The sequence below is a fragment of the bacterium genome, assembly GCA_024742285.1.
Classification (GTDB): domain Bacteria; phylum Myxococcota_A; class UBA9160; order UBA9160; family UBA4427; genus UBA4427.
Genome location: JANSYR010000009.1, coordinates 1 through 17912 on the forward strand (window position 1 = coordinate 1; position 17912 = coordinate 17912).

The 17912-nt window shown below is 68.7% G+C and carries 14 protein-coding genes; 10 read left to right on the forward strand and 4 right to left on the reverse strand.

Translation table 11 applies throughout. From position 1 onward, the window contains the following. Nucleotides 1–226 precede the first annotated feature (226 nt). On the reverse strand, nt 227–694 hold the full coding sequence (locus tag NXI30_16570) for a MaoC family dehydratase (protein ID MCR9095837.1): 468 nt from the start codon (nt 692–694) through the stop codon (nt 227–229). Between the two features lie 158 nt (nt 695–852). Between NXI30_16570 and NXI30_16575 the strand changes: the two genes are divergently transcribed. After that, the gene (locus tag NXI30_16575; GenBank protein ID MCR9095838.1) at nt 853–2424 is read left to right on the forward strand and encodes an aldo/keto reductase; all 1572 of its coding nucleotides are present in this window, start codon (nt 853–855) and stop codon (nt 2422–2424) included. Nucleotides 2425–2430: 6 nt separating this feature from the next. Here NXI30_16575 and NXI30_16580 read toward each other — a convergent pair whose 3' ends face one another. After that, the gene (locus NXI30_16580; GenBank protein MCR9095839.1) at nt 2431–2721 is read right to left on the reverse strand and encodes a 4a-hydroxytetrahydrobiopterin dehydratase; all 291 of its coding nucleotides are present in this window, start codon (nt 2719–2721) and stop codon (nt 2431–2433) included. A gap of 5 nt (nt 2722–2726) precedes the next feature. Continuing rightward, nucleotides 2727–4130 (reverse strand): DHH family phosphoesterase, encoded by a 1404-nt coding sequence (locus tag NXI30_16585; protein ID MCR9095840.1) that lies wholly within the window; start codon nt 4128–4130, stop codon nt 2727–2729. 340 nt (nt 4131–4470) lie between these two features. Between NXI30_16585 and NXI30_16590 the strand changes: the two genes are divergently transcribed. From NXI30_16590 to NXI30_16630, 9 genes are all read left to right on the forward strand, one after another. After that, nucleotides 4471–5316: a fumarylacetoacetate hydrolase family protein gene (locus NXI30_16590; GenBank protein MCR9095841.1), complete on the forward strand. Its 846-nt coding sequence runs from the start codon at nt 4471–4473 to the stop codon at nt 5314–5316. Between the two features lie 17 nt (nt 5317–5333). Then, nucleotides 5334–6194, forward strand: coding sequence for a metallophosphoesterase (locus tag NXI30_16595; GenBank protein ID MCR9095842.1), 861 nt, complete (start codon nt 5334–5336; stop codon nt 6192–6194). A gap of 100 nt (nt 6195–6294) precedes the next feature. Next, the gene (locus NXI30_16600; GenBank protein MCR9095843.1) at nt 6295–6573 is read left to right on the forward strand and encodes a MoaD/ThiS family protein; all 279 of its coding nucleotides are present in this window, start codon (nt 6295–6297) and stop codon (nt 6571–6573) included. Between the two features lie 162 nt (nt 6574–6735). Then, nucleotides 6736–8466: an aldehyde ferredoxin oxidoreductase gene (locus NXI30_16605; protein ID MCR9095844.1), complete on the forward strand. Its 1731-nt coding sequence runs from the start codon at nt 6736–6738 to the stop codon at nt 8464–8466. A 167-nt stretch (nt 8467–8633) separates the two neighbouring features. Next, nucleotides 8634–9878: a molybdopterin molybdotransferase MoeA gene (locus tag NXI30_16610; GenBank protein MCR9095845.1), complete on the forward strand. Its 1245-nt coding sequence runs from the start codon at nt 8634–8636 to the stop codon at nt 9876–9878. Then, nucleotides 9875–11785 carry a molybdopterin biosynthesis protein gene (locus NXI30_16615; GenBank protein ID MCR9095846.1) on the forward strand — a complete coding sequence of 637 codons (1911 nt, stop codon included), beginning with the start codon at nt 9875–9877 and terminating at the stop codon, nt 11783–11785. The genes NXI30_16610 and NXI30_16615 overlap by 4 nt, the downstream gene beginning before the upstream one ends. A 197-nt stretch (nt 11786–11982) precedes the next feature. Continuing rightward, nucleotides 11983–14172, forward strand: a complete 2190-nt coding sequence (locus NXI30_16620) for an EAL domain-containing protein (protein MCR9095847.1) — start codon at nt 11983–11985, stop codon at nt 14170–14172. A gap of 434 nt (nt 14173–14606) precedes the next feature. After that, nucleotides 14607–15875 carry a hemolysin family protein gene (locus NXI30_16625; GenBank protein MCR9095848.1) on the forward strand — a complete coding sequence of 423 codons (1269 nt, stop codon included), beginning with the start codon at nt 14607–14609 and terminating at the stop codon, nt 15873–15875. A gap of 9 nt (nt 15876–15884) precedes the next feature. After that, nucleotides 15885–17144, forward strand: a complete 1260-nt coding sequence (locus tag NXI30_16630) for a TRAM domain-containing protein (GenBank protein ID MCR9095849.1) — start codon at nt 15885–15887, stop codon at nt 17142–17144. A gap of 100 nt (nt 17145–17244) precedes the next feature. Here NXI30_16630 and NXI30_16635 read toward each other — a convergent pair whose 3' ends face one another. Then, the gene (locus NXI30_16635; GenBank protein MCR9095850.1) at nt 17245–17886 is read right to left on the reverse strand and encodes a response regulator transcription factor; all 642 of its coding nucleotides are present in this window, start codon (nt 17884–17886) and stop codon (nt 17245–17247) included. Between the last annotated feature and the right edge of the window lie 26 nt (nt 17887–17912).

The window sequence follows — 17912 nt, forward strand, 5'->3', positions numbered from 1 at the left end:
GCCGCGTCTTCGGCGTCAGCTTCGCGTTAGGATGGAGTTGCACCTGAGATCTCCCTTCGGTGGAGGTGGTTGGTCTGCAACCCCATTTCCTCCGAAGGAATCTCAGGTGTCAACAAGCCCTTTGGGCCCCAGAACTAGTCGTCGCGCGCGGGCGGTCGAGCAACCCGGTTCGCTCTGCGTCGCCTGACAGCAGGATGCGACGAAGGCGCGCGGTCGTCGCCCTACCTCATGGAAAGTAGAGGAAGACCAGCTCGCCCGTGCAGACCGGGCGCTTCGTGCCCTCGACCTCGAAGCGGACGTCGAGCGCGAGCCGCATGGTTCCGCCCTTCATGGGGCGAACGTTCTTCACCGTCGCTCCGAGGCGCAGCCGGCTCCCGACCTTGACGGGCTCGCGCAGTCGGACCTTGTCGAGGCCGATGTTCACGATCTGGGACCGCTTCGCGACCTCGACGATCTCCGGTAGCAGGGCCGGGGCGAGGGCGAGGGTCATGTAGCCATGGGCGACGGTCGCACCGAAGGGCGACTCGGCTTCGGCGCGCTCCGGATCGACGTGGATCCACTGGTGGTCCCCGGTCGCCTGCGCGAAGGCGTCGATCTTCGTCTGATCGATCTCGTGCCAGTCGGTGACACCGAGATCGGTTCCCTCGTATTCGGGGAGGGACGCGACGTCCGGGATGATGAGCGGTTCGGCCATGGTCGGCCTTATACTTGCCCAGTCCGTCGAGGCCCCGCAAACCGGAAGCGCCGACGAGTGCGCAGATCGTCCGACGCGGGCGGCGCGGCCATCCGATTCGGGGCCGGGCAGCGACGGTTCGAGGACCCACGAGAGGACCCACGATAGGAGGGCGCGCGATGTCGACCGAGGAATCCGGCAGCGAGACGACGGAGGCGGGCAAGCGGCGCCCCTGGGTGATGATCGCGGTGGGCGTCTCCCTCGTGATCGGCTGGGCCACGAGCGGGGACCTGATCTACCACTCGCTGATCGGGCTCGACTCGAGCTTCTTCCCAGCCGGCGAGTGGATCCAATCGACCCTCGCTCCGGGCGCGACCAAAGCGGTCGGAGGCATCGTCCTCGGCGTCGTGATCCTGCTGCTCCTCGGCGGCTTCTTCTTCGTCCTGTCCCGCCGCGAGGCGCCGACCCGTCCGGACGGGCGCCGCGCCTTCCTCGCGGGCTCCGCCGCGGGGGCGAGCGCCTTCGTCGCCGGACTCGCGGGCGCCCTGGGGCATACGCTCTTTGGTGTCGGAAAGCACGGCGGCGGCTGGCTCGACATCCAGTCGAAGATCAGCGGGGACACCGGCGTCGTGAAGACCCACCCGAACTGGGACGACGCCTGGAAGGGCGCGCGCGTCGAGTCCTACGGCCGCCTCGGTCGGACCGAATGGCCGATCTCGGACACCGTCCTCGGTGCGGGTCGGATCCGCGAGGCGAACTGGAAGATCGTGACCGGCGCCTTCGATCGTGGAATCAACTACATCGATACGGCGCCCGACTACTCCGTCGAAGGCAGCGAGCTCGCCGTCGGTCGCGCGCTGAAGGAGATTCCGCGCGACGAGGTGTTTCTGGCGACGAAGTTCTGCACGCCGATCGGTCATCTGCCGGCGGGGACTCCGGTCGAGAAATACAAGTCCGTCATCGAGGAGTCCCTCACGCGCATGGGCACGGACTACGTGGACCTCGTGCACATCCACTCCTGTGACGAGGTCGAGCGCCTGATGGACCCGAACGTCCACGAAGCCTTTGTTCGCCTCAAGGATGAGGGCAAGGCGCGTTTCCTCGGCGTCTCGACCCACACGCCGCGCCTCGAGCCGGTCGCGAACCAGGCGATCGATTCCGGTCGCTTCGACGTCATGATGCTCGCCTACCACCACGGGATCTGGCCCCACCTCGGATCGATCATCGACCGCGCCCACGACGAGCAGGACATGGGCATCGTCGCCATGAAGACGCTCAAGGGCGCGCGCCATCGGAACCTCGAGGATTTCCACGACGCGAACTCCTACGCCCAGGCCGCGCTCAAATGGGTGCACTCGAATCCGAAGGTCTCCTGCGCGGTGATTTCGTTCTTCGAGATGCAGCATCTCGACGAGTATCTCTTCGCTTCAGGCAAGCAGATCACGAACGAGGACCTCGCGATCCTCGAGCGCTACGACCGAGGCATCATCGGGTCGTACTGCGCCCCCCACTGCGGCGCTTGTCTCGACAGCTGCCCGGAAGGCGTGCCGATCGCCGACGTCCTGCGGCACCGCATGTACTTCGAGGACTACAAGGACGAGCGCAACGCGATGGAGCTCTACGCGAAGCTCCCCGTGAATGCGAGTGCCTGCGACGGCTGCTCGGCGCCGTGTCTCGGGTCGTGCCCGGTCGGGATCGACATCGCCGATCGCGTCCAGGGCGCGCACGAGCTGCTCACGTTCGGGGCGTAGACGTCGCTAGTCGGCTGCCGCGTTCATCGCGACCGCCAGCTCGAAGTCCAGAACCGTGATCCCGCCCGCATCGTGGGTCGTCAGGTCGACCTCGACCCGGTCGTAGACGTTCGACCATTCGGGGTGGTGATCCATCTTCTCGGCGACCAGGGCCACGCTCGCCATGAAGCCGAAGGCTTCGACGAAGTTCGCGAACCGGAAGGAGCGGTGGAGCTTGCCGTCCTCGAGGGACCAGCCCTCGAGATCCGCGAGCTTCGCCTCGATCTCGGGTGTTTCGAGCGCTTTCGGGCGAGCCACGCCGATCAGCTCTCGTCGCGGTCGTCGTGGATCGCGCGGACGAACGCGTCGTAGAGCGCGCTCTTGATCTGTTCCTTGTTCGCGCGGCCGTAGACTTCGCGGAAGGCCTTGAGCGGGATGATCCCCTTGGCCATCGAACGGTGGCCGCCGCCGACGCCGAGGCCTTCGACGACGGCGCGTACGACCTCGCCGGCGGCGCGGACGTAGCCCACGTTCCGGACCGAGAAGACGAGATCGCGCCCGACCGTTCCGACGGCGATCGACCACTCGGCGCCTTCGGCCTGGAGTGCCATGTCGGCGACCTGCGGGATGACGTCTTCGCGCACGCGGCCCAGCACGAGGATGTTGATGCCGTCGCGGACGTCGACGGCCGAGAGCGCGCGACCGAGCGCCTTGAGGCCGTCGTGCGGCAGCGCGGGGCGTTCGATCCGTCGCAGCAGCGCCGGCGAGTGCGATGCGTGCAAATAGGAGAACGAGAGCATGTCCCGGTTGCTCGTCTGCCTGCCCAGGTACTGGGTGTCGCTCTTGATGCCGTAGAGGAGCGCGGTCGCGAGCTTCGCGTTGATCTCGGTGTCGGTCGCGCGGAGGTACTCGGTGAAGATCGAGGCGGTCGCGCCGTAGGACACGCGAATGTCCTTGATGGTGGCGCTGTAGCCCGTGCGCTCCGGATGGTGATCGATCACGACGTCGGGCTGCTTGAGTCGCTCCGGCGGATCGTCGCCGAACACGTTCGGCTGGACGTCGACGAGCACGAGGGCATCGAACTCCGACAGCTCCTCCGGCGTGATGACCCGGACCTCGATTCCGATCGCATCGCAGAGCGCCTGGTTCTCCGGGCGCTGGACCTCGCCGAAGGAGATCAACGGCGCCGTCGTGCGCTTGCGTCCGAGCAGGTATCGGAGGGCATACGCGCTCGCGATTCCGTCCGGATCCGGATCCGGCTGGAGCAGGATCCCGACCTTCTCCCGGTCCCCGAGCAGCTCCCGGATCTTGACCACGCGCTGGAGATTCGCGAGGTGGCCGAACTCGTCGTTGATGTCGTCGCGGATCTGGGTCTTCCAGCCCGTGCGCCGCAGGGTCGGGTGATCCGGCAGGTCGTCCGAGGTCAGGCTGTCCGAGAGGACGAGGATCGCGGCGTCTTCGTCGAGCTTCCGGATCTCGCGGACGGCGAGGCGGGTCCACGGTCCTTCGTCGCTGACGAGCGCGAACTCGTCGTCCGGCGTCGGGTCGAGCTTGCCGATCGACTCTTCGTCGAGGCCGCCCTGCAGGATCTTGAAGCCCGGCGGTCGCGCACGGGCCTCCTCTTCGTCACGCGGAATCCACGTGAGTTCTTCGGACGAATCGGTGCCGATGCGGCTCCACAGGCGCGCGCTCTCGGCTCCATCGCAGATGATGATTCGACGTCCCAAACGGCTCACCCCACGCCGCGGCGAACACTCGCCTGCACGCCCGGCCGTTTCACTGGGCCGGGGCGGCGTCCGATCGGGGCCCACGACCTCCGTACACGGACCCACCGCTGGTTTCGGTGGGTCGGGTCGGGGGGCGGACCTCGGTCGCTTCGAAGGCGGGAAGTTACCGCATGCCTGCCGGCGGGCGACGGGTGGAATGCCGGCGCCCTGCCCGTGAACGCGGGGCCTCGGCCCCTCGGGACGTGATGCGCCCCCATCCATGCGCCGGCGGATCGCAGGAGCCGCGTTAGGATGGGCGCCCGATCGCCGCCGGCGGCGGTCCGAGCAGGGGAGATCGCGCATGCGTCTGGTGAATCTCGAAGGTCGCGTCGGGCTCGACGTGGCCGGCCGCTTCGTCGATCTGGCCCTCCACAGCGGAGAGCGCTTTTCGTCGGATCCGATGGCGGTCTTCGGACAATGGGACGAGATCCGTCGCTGGGCCTCGGAGCAGTCGACCGGCGCCGCGGGTCCGATCGTCGAAGTCGAGAAGCTCGGCGCACCCGTGCCGAATCCGACCCAGGTCTTCGCGATCGGCCTCAACTACCAGGATCACGCCGAGGAGGCGAGTCTGCCGATTCCCGACGTTCCGATGGTCTTCACGAAGTTCCCGAGCTGCATCGTGGGGCCGAACGCGGACGTGCCGCTGACCGGCGAGCGGGTCGACTGGGAAGTGGAGCAGGTCGTCGTGATGGGGAAGGAGGCGCGCGACGTGCCCGCCGACCGTGCCTGGGACCACGTCGCGGGCATGACCCTCGGGCAGGACATCTCCGATCGACGGCTGCAGTTCTCGTCGAAGCCGCCGCAGTTCAGCCTCGGCAAGTCCGCCACGAATTTCGGACCGATCGGGCCGGCGCTGGTCAGCCTCGACGAGTTCTCCGACCCGGACGCGGTCGGTCTCCGCTGCTGGGTCGCGGGCGAGAAGATGCAGGACTCGAACACGAGCAACCTGATCTTCACCGTCCCCCAGCTGATCGAGTACATCTCGAAGTTCTGCGTCCTCTATCCGGGGGATCTGATCTTCACCGGAACCCCCGGCGGCGTGGGTTCGGTCCGCGAGCCCCGTCGCTATCTGGCCCCCGGCGAAGTCATCGAGAGCGAGATGGACCAGATCGGGCGCCTCTCGAACCGCTGCGTCACCCGCGGCTAGGCGGACGGGGCGACCGGATGCAGCGCATCTTCGTCGGTGACGTCCAGGGCTGCGCGGACGAGCTCGAGCTCCTCCTCGAGCGGGTCCGCGGGACGTACGGGGACGATTTCGTGCTCTGGGTGGCGGGGGACCTCGTGAACCGGGGCCCGGACAATCGCCGGCCGCTCGAGCGCGTGCGTGCGCTCGTCGAGGCGGGCCGCGCGGAATACGTCCTCGGGAACCACGAGATCCACCTGATCTCGGCGCACCTCGGCCTGCGGGACCTCTCGGAGAACGACTCGATCGGGGACGTGCTCGCGGCGCCGGACGCGGGCGAGTGGGTCACCTGGCTGCGGGGGCGTCCGCTGGTCGTGCCGGGTGAGATCGATGGACAGCATTTCGCGATGATCCACGCGAGCTGCGGCGCGGGTTGGTCCCACGCCGAGCTGGTCGAGCGTGGGGCGGCCGCGAGCGCGCGTCTGTCCGCGGGCGAGTCCGATGCGCGGTCCTTCCTCGCGACGGATCCGCCGGAGGATCCGGTTCGCGACGACCTCGCCCGGCTCACTCGGGGACGCGCGGGCGACGCGAGCGGGTGGTCGAGCAAGCAGCCGGCGACGCCGGAAGGCGCCTGGCACCACGCCTGGGCCGCGGCCGAACCGGACTACGGCCTCGTCTACGGACACTGGGCGAGGCAGGGACTCCACGTCGCAAACGGCCTCCGCGGACTCGACACGGGCTGCGTCCACCACGGCCGCGGGCGCGACGGCTTCCTGACGGCCTGGCTGCCGGACTCGCGACCGCGGCCGGACGGCGGACGGGCCTTCGACGCCCCCGACGACCGCTTCTGGCAGATTCCCGCCCGGCGTCGCTACTACTACCCCACGCAGGATCGGGGCTGAGCCCGGTCGACGCGCTGCCCCTTCCTCGGATCCCTATGCTCGGGGACGGCCACCCATCCCAGCCGCGGTCGGCGACGAGGACCGCGAAGGAGCCCCCACCATGCCCAAGGTCATCATCCCGGTCGTCTTCCAGGGCCCCACCCGCGGGGAGCCCGAGGCGATCGTCGACGGCGAGACGATCGCGGCCTGCTTCGATCAGGTCGAAGAGAAGTTCCCTGGTCTCCGGGAGCTCGTGATCGACCCGAAGACCGGCGAAATCCACAAATTCGTGAAGGTCACCCTGAACGGCGAGCTCCTCGAGCGCGACGTCGACACTCTGGCGCAGTCGGTCTCGGCAACGGACGAGATCGAGGTGATCGCGGCGATCGCCGGCGGCTAGCGGTCGATCCCCCTTCCTTGATTCCGCGCGATTCGCGCGCCGCGTCCGGACCACGAGTTCGGATCGCGCATTGCGGCGAGAGCGCCGCTCCTTCAATCTTCCCCTTCCCGCGCTGTGCGTCGCGGGCGTGCCTTGCACCCACATCACCAAGGAAACAACAACATGGCCGGACCCGAGGGAGACCGAATCCTCCACGTCAACATGACGGACCAGACGACGTCCTTCGAGGACTTCCCCGCCGAGTGGAAGCTGCTCGGCGGTCGCGGTCTCTCCGCGAAGATCCTGACCCGCGACTGCGACCCGACCTGTGATCCCCTCGGTCCGGACAACGTCCTCGTGATGGCGCCGGGCGTCCTCTCGGGCACGACCGCCCCGACCTCCGGCCGGATCTCGATCGGCTGCAAGAGCCCGCTCACCGGCGGCATCAAAGAGGCCAACGCCGGCGGCAACCCCGGCCAGCACCTGATGAAGCTCGGCATCCGCGCGGTCGTCGTGAAGGGCCAGCCCGCCGATGCGGACAAGCGCTACGGCCTGCGGATCGACGAGGGCGAGGTTTCCGTCGTCTCCGCCGACGACTACAAGGGAATGTGGAACTACGCGTCCTGCGACAAGCTCTTCGAGGGCGAGAGCAAGAACGCGAGCGCGATCTCGATCGGCCCGGCCGGCGAGCTCCAGCTCGCGGGCGCTTCGGTCGCCTGCACCGATCAGGACCAGGAGCGCCGCCCGGCGCGTCACGCCGCCCGCGGTGGCGTCGGTGCCGTGATGGGGAGCAAGGGCCTCAAGTGGGTGCTGGTCGATCCCGGCAAGGCGAAGACCCGTCAGCCTGCCAGCAAGGACTTCAACAAGCAGAACAAGACCTACTCCCAGGAGTACCTGGACGGTCCGCAGATGTTCAAGTTCGGTACGTCCTCGGTCGTCCCGATGGCGAACATGCTGAACACGTTCGTCTACAAGAACCGCACCGCCGGCCAGAGCCCCGACGTCGAGACCCTCGACGGCGCGCGGATCGTCGAGAGCTTCGAGACTCGCGGCGGCGGCATGCACAACTGCATGACGGGCTGCATCGTGAAGTGCTCGAACATCGTCCACGACCGGGACGGCAACTACAAGACGAGCGCGCTCGAGTTCGAGACGCTGACGCTGCTGGGTGCCTCCTGCGCGATCAAGACCTTCGAAGAGGTCGCCGAGCTCGACCGGCTCTGTGACGAGGTCGGCCTCGACACGATCGAGACCGGGGGCGCGATCGCGATCCTGATGGACGCGGGCCAGATGGAGTGGGGCGACTCGGACGCCGCGATCCAGCTGCTCAAGGACATCGCAGAGGGCACCGACCGCGGCAAGATGATCGGTAACGGCGCCGTCGCGACGGGCAAGGGCACGGGCCACAAGCGCGTCCCGCACGGTCGCGGTCAGGCGATCCCGGCCTGGGACCCGCGTCCGCTCAAGGCGACCGGCGTGACCTACGCCGCGGGCCCGATGGGAGCGGATCACACGGCCGGCCTGGTCGTGAACCCCGGCCTCGGTCCGGACGAGTACGCCCAGGCCTCGCAGGAGTGCCAGATCGTGAACATGGTCTGCGACTCCTCGGGCTTCTGTCAGTTCATCTCGCCGACGCTCACGCTCATGGCCAACTACTACTCGCTGCTCTACGGCGAGGACGTGACGCCGGAGCAGCTCGGTGATCAGGGCTGGGAGTGCCTCGAAGACGAGTGGAAGTTCAACGCCGCCGCGGGCTGGAAGGACGAGGACAACGGCCTCTCCGAATGCCTGGTGGAGGAGGGCATCGGCCCGGACAACGCGATGAAGTTCGATGTGTCCCTGGACATCATCAACCAGTCGAAGGTCCGCTTCGCGCCGCGCCCGGAGCTCTACACCGCCCGCGCGTCTGGTTAGTCGCCTGCGGGCGCTCGGCTGCTCATTCGCCTGCGGGCGCTCGGCTAATCATTCGCCTGCGGGCGCTCGGCGACGGGGGCTCGCGGTCTAACGAAGGCTCGTGATGGGCAGGGGGTGATGCTCCCTGCCCGTCTTCCGTTCTGGATGGCGGATTCGAGGTTCCTCCGGTGAAGCACGACGTTCGCATGCGCGGGTTCGCGGAACGGGTCGACGTGGAAGTGGTCGAGGCGTTCCTGGCGGAACACGCGCGCGCGCTCGAAGGCGAGCCGGTCGCGCTGCTCGACTGCGTCGGCCGGGTCCTCGCCGAGGACGTGACCGCCGAGGTCGACGTGCCGGGCTTCCCGCGATCGGCGATGGACGGCTACGCGATCCGAGGGGAGGAGAGCTTTGGCGCCTCGGACTACGACGCGATCCGCCTCGAAGTCGTCGGTCTCTCGTTGCCCGGAAACCCGTTCGAGTCGACCCTGCAGGCCGGGCAAGCGGTGCGCATCATGACCGGAGCGCCGATTCCCGACGGCGCCGACGCGGTCGTGAAGGCCGAGGTCTGCGAAGAAGCGGACGGCGTGGTCTCGATCTCCGAAGCGGTCGCGCCGCGCAAGAACGTCGGCGCGATCGGAGAGGACATCGCGAAGGGCGATCCGGTCCTCGCGGCGGGGCGCCGGCTGCGTCCCCAGGACGCGGGCTTGCTTTCTTCGATCGGCCGGGCGGAGGTCTCGTGTGTGCGGCGCCCGCGCGTGCGGCTGGTCGTGACCGGCGACGAGCTGCTGCCCGCCGGCTCCGTTCCCGCCGGCTCGCAGATCGTCGACAGCAACTCCGTGGTCCTGCGCGGCCTGGTCGCGCGGGACGGGGGCGACTCGCTTCCGTTCGAGATCCTGCCGGACGTGCCCGAGAAGATCCGCGAGGCGATGGCGAGCGAAGACGCCGACGTGGTCCTCGTCTCCGGGGGGACGTCCGTCGGCCAGGAGGACCACGCGCCTCGCCTCCTCTCCGAACTCGGGGAGCTCACCTATCACGGCATCTCCATGCGTCCGTCGAGCCCGACCGGGGTCGGACGGATCGGCGACCGCTTCGTATTCCTGCTGCCCGGCAACCCGGTCAGCTGTCTCGCGGCCTACGAGTTCTTCGCGGGGCCGACCCTCCGCGCCCTCGGAGGCCGGGCGCGTGCGTGGCCCCATCGACGCGTGACGCTGCCCCTCGCCCGCAAGATCGTTTCCGAGGTCGGGCGAACGGACTACGTGCGCGTGGCGATCGAAGACGGACAGGCGACGCCGCTCGCGACCGCCGGCGCTTCGATCCTCTCCTCGACGGTGCGTGCCGCGGGCGCCGTCGTCGTGCCTCGGGAGCTCGAAGGGATGCGCGAAGGGGCGAGCGTCGAGGTCCTGCTCTACGACGACGAGGTGCCCTCCGCATGAGTCGTCCCCAGCAGCAGTTCCTCGAGGTCCTCGATCGGGACGAAGCGGAGGCACGTTGGCGCAAAGTGGTGGGCGGGGCCGCGCTCGGGAGCGAGACGATCACCCTCGAGAACGCCCTCGGACGCGTGCTCGCCGAAGACGTCCGGGCCGGCGTCGACGTTCCGGGCTTCGACCGCTCGAACATGGACGGCTTCGCGATTCGCGCCGCGGACACCTTCGGCGTCGCCGAGGAAGAGCCGGTTCGTCTCCGGCTGAACGACGAAGTGCTGGCGACCGGAATCGAGCCTGCGATCGAGGTGACCGAAGGCACGGCCACGACCATCGCGACCGGCGGCATGCTTCCTCGGGGCGCGGACGCCGTGGCGCCGATCGAGGTCACCGACGTCGACCCCGACGATCCGGCCTTCGTCCTCGTCCGCGCTCCGCGGGTGCCGGGCGCGGCGGTCAGCTTCGCCGGGACCGACATGGGTCGCGGCGAGACGGTGCTCTTCGCCGGTACGAAGCTCACCTCGCGCGAGACCGGTGTCCTCGCGGCGATCGGATGCGAGCGGCTCGAGGTCGTGCGGCGGCCGAGGGTCGCGATCCTCTCGACCGGGGACGAAATCGTGCAGCCCGGCGAGGCGATGCGGCCCGGGCTCGTGTACGACAGCAACGGGCGGATCCTGGCCGACGCGGTGCAGGAGCTGGGCGGTGATCCGGTTTTCTACGGGGCGTTTCGCGACGATCTCGAAGCGCTCCGCAAGGCGATGCGCGAAGCGCTGGCGGACGCGGACATGGTCCTGCTCTCCGGCGGCACGTCGAAAGGCGAAGGGGATCTGAACGCCGTCGTCGTCGGCGAGCTCGAGCCCGGGATCCTCGTCCACGGCGTTGCGCTCAAGCCGGGCAAGCCGATCTGTCTCGCGGCCCAGGGCGACACGCCCGTCGTGATCCTGCCGGGCTTCCCGACGAGCGCGATCTTCACCTTTCACGAGTTCGTGGCGCCGCTCGTCCGCGACCTCGCCGGCCAGCCGTCCGAGGGTCGTGAAACCCGTTCGGCGCGGCTCGCGATCAAGACCCAGAGCGAGCGCGGGCGACTCGAGTATCTGCTCGTCGGGCTCGTCGGAGACGGCGAGGGGAGGCTCTCCGCCTATCCGATGGGCAAGGGAAGCGGAAGCGTGACGAGCTTCTCCCGCGCCGACGGTTTCGTACGGATCGGTCGGAACACCGAGCTCGTCGAGGCGGATACGCCCGTCGAGGTCACCCTGATCGGCCGCGACGTCGCGGTCGCCGACCTCGTCGTGATCGGGAGCCACTGCGCGGGCCTCGACCTGATCGCGAGCGAGCTCGCGGGTCACGGCTTCGGCGTGAAGCTTCTCGCGGTCGGTTCCCACGGCGGACTCGCCGCTGCGTCCCGGGGCGAGTGCGACCTCGCACCGATCCACCTGCTCGATCCCGAGACCGACCGCTACAACACGCCCTTCCTGAAGCCCGGCCTCGAGCTCGTTCGCGGCTACCGGCGCATGCAGGGGATCGCCACGCGTCTCGAAGAGACGCGGGGCATCGAAGAACTCCTCGAAGACCCGACCGTGCGGATGGTGAACCGGAACCGCGGCGCGGGCACCCGGGTGTTGATCGATCGGCTGCTCGGAGACCGCCGACCTCCAGGATATCCCTACGAGCCGCGGTCCCACTATGCGGTCGCGGCCGCCATTGCCCAGGGTCGCGCGGACTGGGGCGTCACGATCGAATCCGTCGCACGCGATGCGGGCCTCCGCTTCGTACCGCTCCAGGCGGAGGAATACGACTTCGTCGTGCCTGCGTCGCGCTTCGATCGGCCGGCGGTCCGTTTGCTCCGTGAGATCCTGTCAGACCCCGAGGCACCGCTCCGGAGCGCGCTCGCCGACCAGGGCTTCGTCGTCGCCGGCTGAGCGGTCGCGTCCGGCCGGACGATCGTTCGTTCTCATGAGCGGTCGGGTCGTCGCCGATCGAGGCGGGACGCGTTGTGGGTCGCGCGCCCGGCGTTCTCCCCAGCCGAGCGCCCGCCTAACGCCCGATCGGGTTGCCGTCGCAGCGAGACGATAGGAAGGCAAGCTCCGAATGCCCGGAGCACGCGTGGCGGCCGAGCATGGATTCTCCCAGAGATGCCAGCGGCGAAGCGGGTTTCACCTTCGACGACGCCCTCGCGACCGCGCTCGCGCGTGATCGCGAGTCCGTGGACGCGCGCGAGATCTTCGCGGACCTCGGTTGCGACTGGGCGTTCGTGATCCGAATGAGCGCCGACGGATCCTGGGTGCGCGAGTGGGTCGGGGGGGACGTGCCCGGCAGGGCGGGGCCCGTCGATCCCAGCGCGTGGGACGAGTTCCTCGTTCCCGAGGATCGCACCTTCGTGGTCGAACACGTGCGTCGCACGCTCGAGTATGGACGCGATCGCAGCACCTACCGGCTCGACCTTCCCGGCGCGGGGATCCGCTTCGTCGAGAGCTCGATGCGCGCGATCGTCGATCCCGACGAGGAGAGCGTCGTCCTCATCTACGCCGCCATGACCGACATCACCGATCGGGTCGCGACCGAGGAAGCGTTCCGCAAGAGCGAAGGGCAGTACCGCGCGCTCGTCGAGCAGGCCTCCGACGGGATCCTCGTGTTCGACGAGAGCGGTCAGATCCTGACGAGCAACGGCGCGGCCCTCGAGCTCTTCGGGCTGCCTCAATCGATTCTCCATCGGAAGCGCGTGATCGAGCTCTTCCATCCCGACGACGTGGACGACGACCCGCTCGCGCTCCAGAACCTCGCCTCCGGAATGACCCTTCGCAGCGTTCGGCGCCTCAAGCGTCAGGGGAGCAACGGCTGGATCTGGGCCGAGCTCTCCGCCAGGCGCCTCGCCGACGGACGTGTCCAGGCGACCGCGCGCGACATCACCTCGCGGATCCAGGCCGAACAGCGGATCCGCCACCTCGCCTACTTCGACTCGCTGACGGCGCTCCCGAACCGTGAGCTCTTCCGCGAGCAGATCGCGTCGGCGCTCGAGCGCGCGCGCCGAGCGGATCGGGTGCTTGCGTTGCTCTTCCTGGACGTCGATCGCTTCAAGCAGGTCAACGACTCGCTCGGACACTCGATGGGCGACGAGCTGTTGTGCCAGATCGCCGATCGGCTGCGTGCCGCCGTGCGTGGAAGCGACTCCGTGGGACTCGGACGACGCGAACGCATCGAGCTCGAAGGCCGTGGAGTGCCGATCTCCCGCCTCGGAGGCGACGAGTTCACCATCCTCCTGCAGGATCTCGAGCACGCGCAGGATTCGGCCCGAGTCGCGCGCCGTGTGCTCCACTCGCTCTCCCGCCCCTTCGAAGTCCAGGGTCGCGAGATCTTCGTCGGCGCGAGCATCGGAATCGCCGTCTGCCCCGACGATGGAACGGATACCGATACCCTGCTGCGGGCTGCCGACGTCGCGATGTATCACGCGAAGAGTCGCGGCGGTAATGCCTACGAATTCTTCTCGCCCGACATGAACGCGACGTCCGCGCGACGACTCCAGCTGGAGACCGACCTCCGCCACGCGCTGGAGCGCGATCAGCTCGTCCTCCACTATCAGCCGCTTCGCGACACGCGGACGGGACGCGTCTCTGCGGTCGAGGCGCTGATCCGCTGGGTGAACGACGCCGGCGAGATGGTCCGTCCCGACGAGTTCATTCCGGTCGCCGAGGAGACGGGCATGATCGTCCCGATCGGCGAGTGGGTGCTCCGCACGGCCTGCCGGCAGCTCGTCGCCTGGCGGGAGCAGGGCTTCGCGCCGATCCGGATGTCGGTGAACCTCTCCGTCGAGCAGCTGCGCGATCTCGGGATTGCGAACTGCGTAGAACAGTTGCTCTACGAGCACGGCCTCTCCGCCTCGGACATCGAGCTCGAGATCACCGAGTCCTGCATCCTCGACGAGAGCCCGAACATCATCGCCGGGATCGGTGCCCTCACGGCGCTGGGGATCGGATTCGCCCTCGACGACTTCGGGACGGGCTACTCGTCCCTCTCCGCGCTCCAGCGGTTTCCGATCGATCGTCTCAAGATCGATCGTTCCTTCGTTTCCGGAATCGGGGACAGCGAGAGCGACGAGGCGCTGACCTGCGCGGTCGTCGCCCTGGCGAATCGGCTCGGGCTCGAGGTGGTGGCGGAGGGCGTCGAGACCGAAGCGCAGGCGCGCGTCCTGATCGAGCTCGGCTGCCAGGAGCTCCAGGGCTACCTTTTCGGCAAGCCGCTGCCCGCCGAGGAATGCGGAATCTTCCTGGAGCGCGCGGAGAAGGTCGAAGAGACCGCCGACGAGGGCTGATGTTGCCCGCCCCAGGGGCGCGGGGTAGCTTTTTCCGGACCCATGGATTCCCCTTTTCCATCGTCACGGACGGGCGAGCCCGACGAGCCGCCCCAACCCGAGCGCGGCTCGCCCTCCCTTTTAGGGCGCGTCCCGCGCCCGCTGAAGGCTCTCTTACGGCGCGTCCCGCGCCGGTTGAAGGCTCTCTTTGGGCGCTGCCCGCGCCCGCTGAAGGCTCCTGAGTCTCGGTGCGTCCCGCGCCCGCTGAAGGCTCCCCCGCGCGCTTCTCGCCGAAGGGCGCCTCACGCGTCACGCCCGGAAACCTACGCTCGCGCTGACCGACGCTCCGCTCGCCCGCGATTCAACGGGCTCGAGCGCTCCTCGACCCCCACTTCGACGTGGTCCGAGCCCCTCACTGCAGTGATGGGCTCGATACGCCGATGGGAGGAATGGTGATGTCCGTACTCGGCGCTGTCCTGATCATCGTGGCCTGTCTGGCGGCCTCCGCCTTCTTCTCCGGAAGCGAGACGGCGCTCTTCCGCCTGCGCTCCCACGACCTCGATGGGGAGAACAAGGACCAGGTCGGCCCGGCCGACGTGGCGGTTCGCGACCTGACGTCTTCGTCCTCGCGCCTGCTCGTCACGATCCTGCTCGGCAACAACGTCGTGAACATCCTCGGCGCCTCCGTGGCCTCCGGTCTCGCCATCTCGCTCCTCGGCACCGAGCTCGGCATCCCGGCCGCGACCTTCGTGATGACGCTCCTCGTCCTGTTGCTCTGTGAGATCCTGCCCAAGGCCGTCGCGGCGCGGCATCCGCGCGGCGTCTCGCGGGTGGTCGGCCTTCCGCTCTACCTCTTCCACCAGATGCTGCGTCCGGTGCACGGCCTCTTCGATCGCGGGATCGAGCCGCTCGTGCGGCGCGTGACCGGCGGCATCGAGGGCGATGAATCCCTGGGCTCCGAAGAGGTGCTCCGGCTCGCCCGCGAGGCCCTCGACGACGTCGAAGATGCGGGCTCGCCGCTCGCGATCATCGGTGCGACCTCGAACGCCGCCGAGATGGACGTGTCCGAGATCATGGTCCCGCGGACCGAGATCGAGGCCTATCCCACCGACACGCCGGTCTCCGAGCTGATCGAGCAGATGCTCGAGGGCCGCTATACCCGCGTGCCGATCTACGAGGACTCGATCGACCACGTCCTCGGCGTGATCCATCTGAAGGACCTGATCAAGCTCCATCGCGCCGATGGCAAGGAGCTCTTCGGGATCCTGAAGCCGGTGCTGCGCGTCCCGGAGCGCAAGCCGATCTTACGGCTGTTGACCGAGATGCAGCGCGCGTTCTGTCACGTCGCCCTCGTGAAGGACGAGTTCGGCGTGACCAAGGGGCTCGTGACCCAGGAGGACATCCTCGAAGAGATCGTCGGCGAGATTCGCGACGAGTTCGACTCCGAGGAGCTGCTCACGATCCGCAAGCTGCGCGACGGCAGCTACGAGGTTCTCGGGCGCGTGAGCGTCCTCGACTTCAACCGCGAGTCGGGTTGGCAGGTGCCCGCCGAGAAGGGCGACACGATCGGAGGCCTCTGCTTCAACACCCTCGAGCGTGCGCCGCGCAAGGGCGAGAAGGTCAGCGTCCCGGGCTACGTCCTCGAGTGTACCGACGTGTCCGGGAGCCGGATCACCCGCGTGAAGGTGACCGAAGATTCCGTCGCCACCAGCCTCGCCGATTGACGCACGAGCGTGTCGGTCGATCCGGAAGACGGTGACACGTCCGACGCGGGCGTGATCGTCGAGGTCGATTCGCTCGCGTCCGGAGGGGACGGCGTCGGCCGGCTGCCGGACGGTCGCGTGGTGTTCGTCGCCGGTGGCGTGCCGGGCGATCGCGTCGCGATCGAGATCGTCGACGAACGCAAGCGCTTCGTCCGCGCGCGCATCATCCGGGTCCTCGAGCCGGGACCCGGGCGCGTCGAGCCGCGGTGTCCGCATTTCGGGACCTGCGGCGGCTGTCTCTGGCAGCGGATCGCGTACGACGTACAGCTCGAAGCGAAGCGGAAGTCGGTCGCGGACGCCCTCGAGCGGATCGGCCGGGTGTCGCTCTCGGAAGAGCTCGCCGTCGTCGCGTCTCCTTCGCCCTACGCCTACCGCGGGCGCGCGCGCTTCGTCGAGTGCGAAGGCGGCGTCGGCTACCGCGTCCGGGGCGGCGACGGCGCGCACGCGGTGGACGTCTGTCCCGTGCTCGTCCCCTCGGCGGAGGAGGCGCTGGCGGCGCGCGGGCGGAAGGTGCGGGCCTCGGACGAAGGGCCGTCGCGACGAGCGCGGGAGTGGGTCGTGACGACGGGCTCCGACGGAACGTCGATCCTGACGCCGGTCGGAACACGCAGGAAGTCGCGCCTCGAATCAGGGGCGCCGACGAGCGTCCTCGTGGAAGTCGCCGGCGTGTCCCTACGCGTGTCCGGCGAGAGCTTCGTCCAGGGCAACCTCCTGCTCTGGGGCGCTCTCGTCGAAGCCGTCGTCGCGGCCTGCAAGGGCGGGGATGCGGGGCCAGGCACGCGTTTCGTGGAGCTTCACGCGGGCGCCGGCTTCTTCACCCTGCCCCTCGCACGGGCCGGGTTCTTCGGCGCGGCGATCGAGAGCGCGCCCTCCGCCGTCGCCGATCTTCGGGAGAACCTCGCCCGAGCGGAGCTCACGCAGTCGGTGGAGGTCGTCGCCGGTCGCGCCGAGACCCGACGCGATCTCGCACGCCGTTTCGCCGGCGCCGACTTCGCCCTGGTCGATCCACCGCGCACCGGCCTCGAGAAGTCCGTCCGCAGCGCGCTCATCGACGAGGGGCCGCCGCGCCTCGTCTACCTCTCCTGCGACCCCGGCACCCTCGCACGCGACCTCGCAGACCTCACCGCCGCCGACTACACGCTCGCGCAAGCCGTCGCCTTCGACCTCTTCCCCCAGACCCCCCACGTCGAGACCCTGGTGACCCTCGAGCGAGATCGAGCGCAACGTTAGGCGGCGCGCCGCCAGCGTACGGCTACCAGCACCTCAGCCTCGAGCGCAAGACACGGCCGACAAAGGCCGCGTCGAGAGGCGCGCAGCGCCGAGCGGTAAATCAAGGCTCGATCAGCCCGTGCCGCAGCGCATAGCGCACGAGCTCGGTCGCCTTGCGGACGCCGAGCTTGCGCATGAGGCTCGTCCGGTGGGCCTCGACGGTTTTCGTCGAGATCGAGAGCTCGCTGGCCACCTCTTTCGCCGAGAGGCCCTCGGCGATCAGTTGGAGCACTTCCCGTTCGCGGGACGAGAGCAGGGTGAAGGGATCCGGCGAGTCGGTCTTCGGGGAGCGGACCTGCTCGACGATCTCGCGAGCGACGGCCGGCGAGAAATAACTGCCGCCGTTCATGACCTCGCGGATCGCAGTCACGATCTCCGAGGCGCGTCCGTTCTTGAGGACGTAGCCATCCGCGCGCAGGCCGATCGCGCTCTGGATGAAGGGCGGATCGTTGTGGACCGAGAGCAGGATCACCTTCGTGCCCTTGTGGTCGGTCCGGAGTCGCTCGAGGGTCTCGAGCCCGCCCATGCGGGGCATCGTGATGTCGAGGACGACGATGTCCGGGCGGTTGCGCTCGACCTCGGTCAACACCTGACGGCCGTCCTCGGCCTCGCCGACGACCTTGAGGTCGGGCTCGGCTTCGAGGAGGCGACGGAGGCCTTCTCGCACGATGCCATGGTCATCGGCGACGACGGTCGAGATCATCGAGGCAGCATAACGGTGGCCTCCGG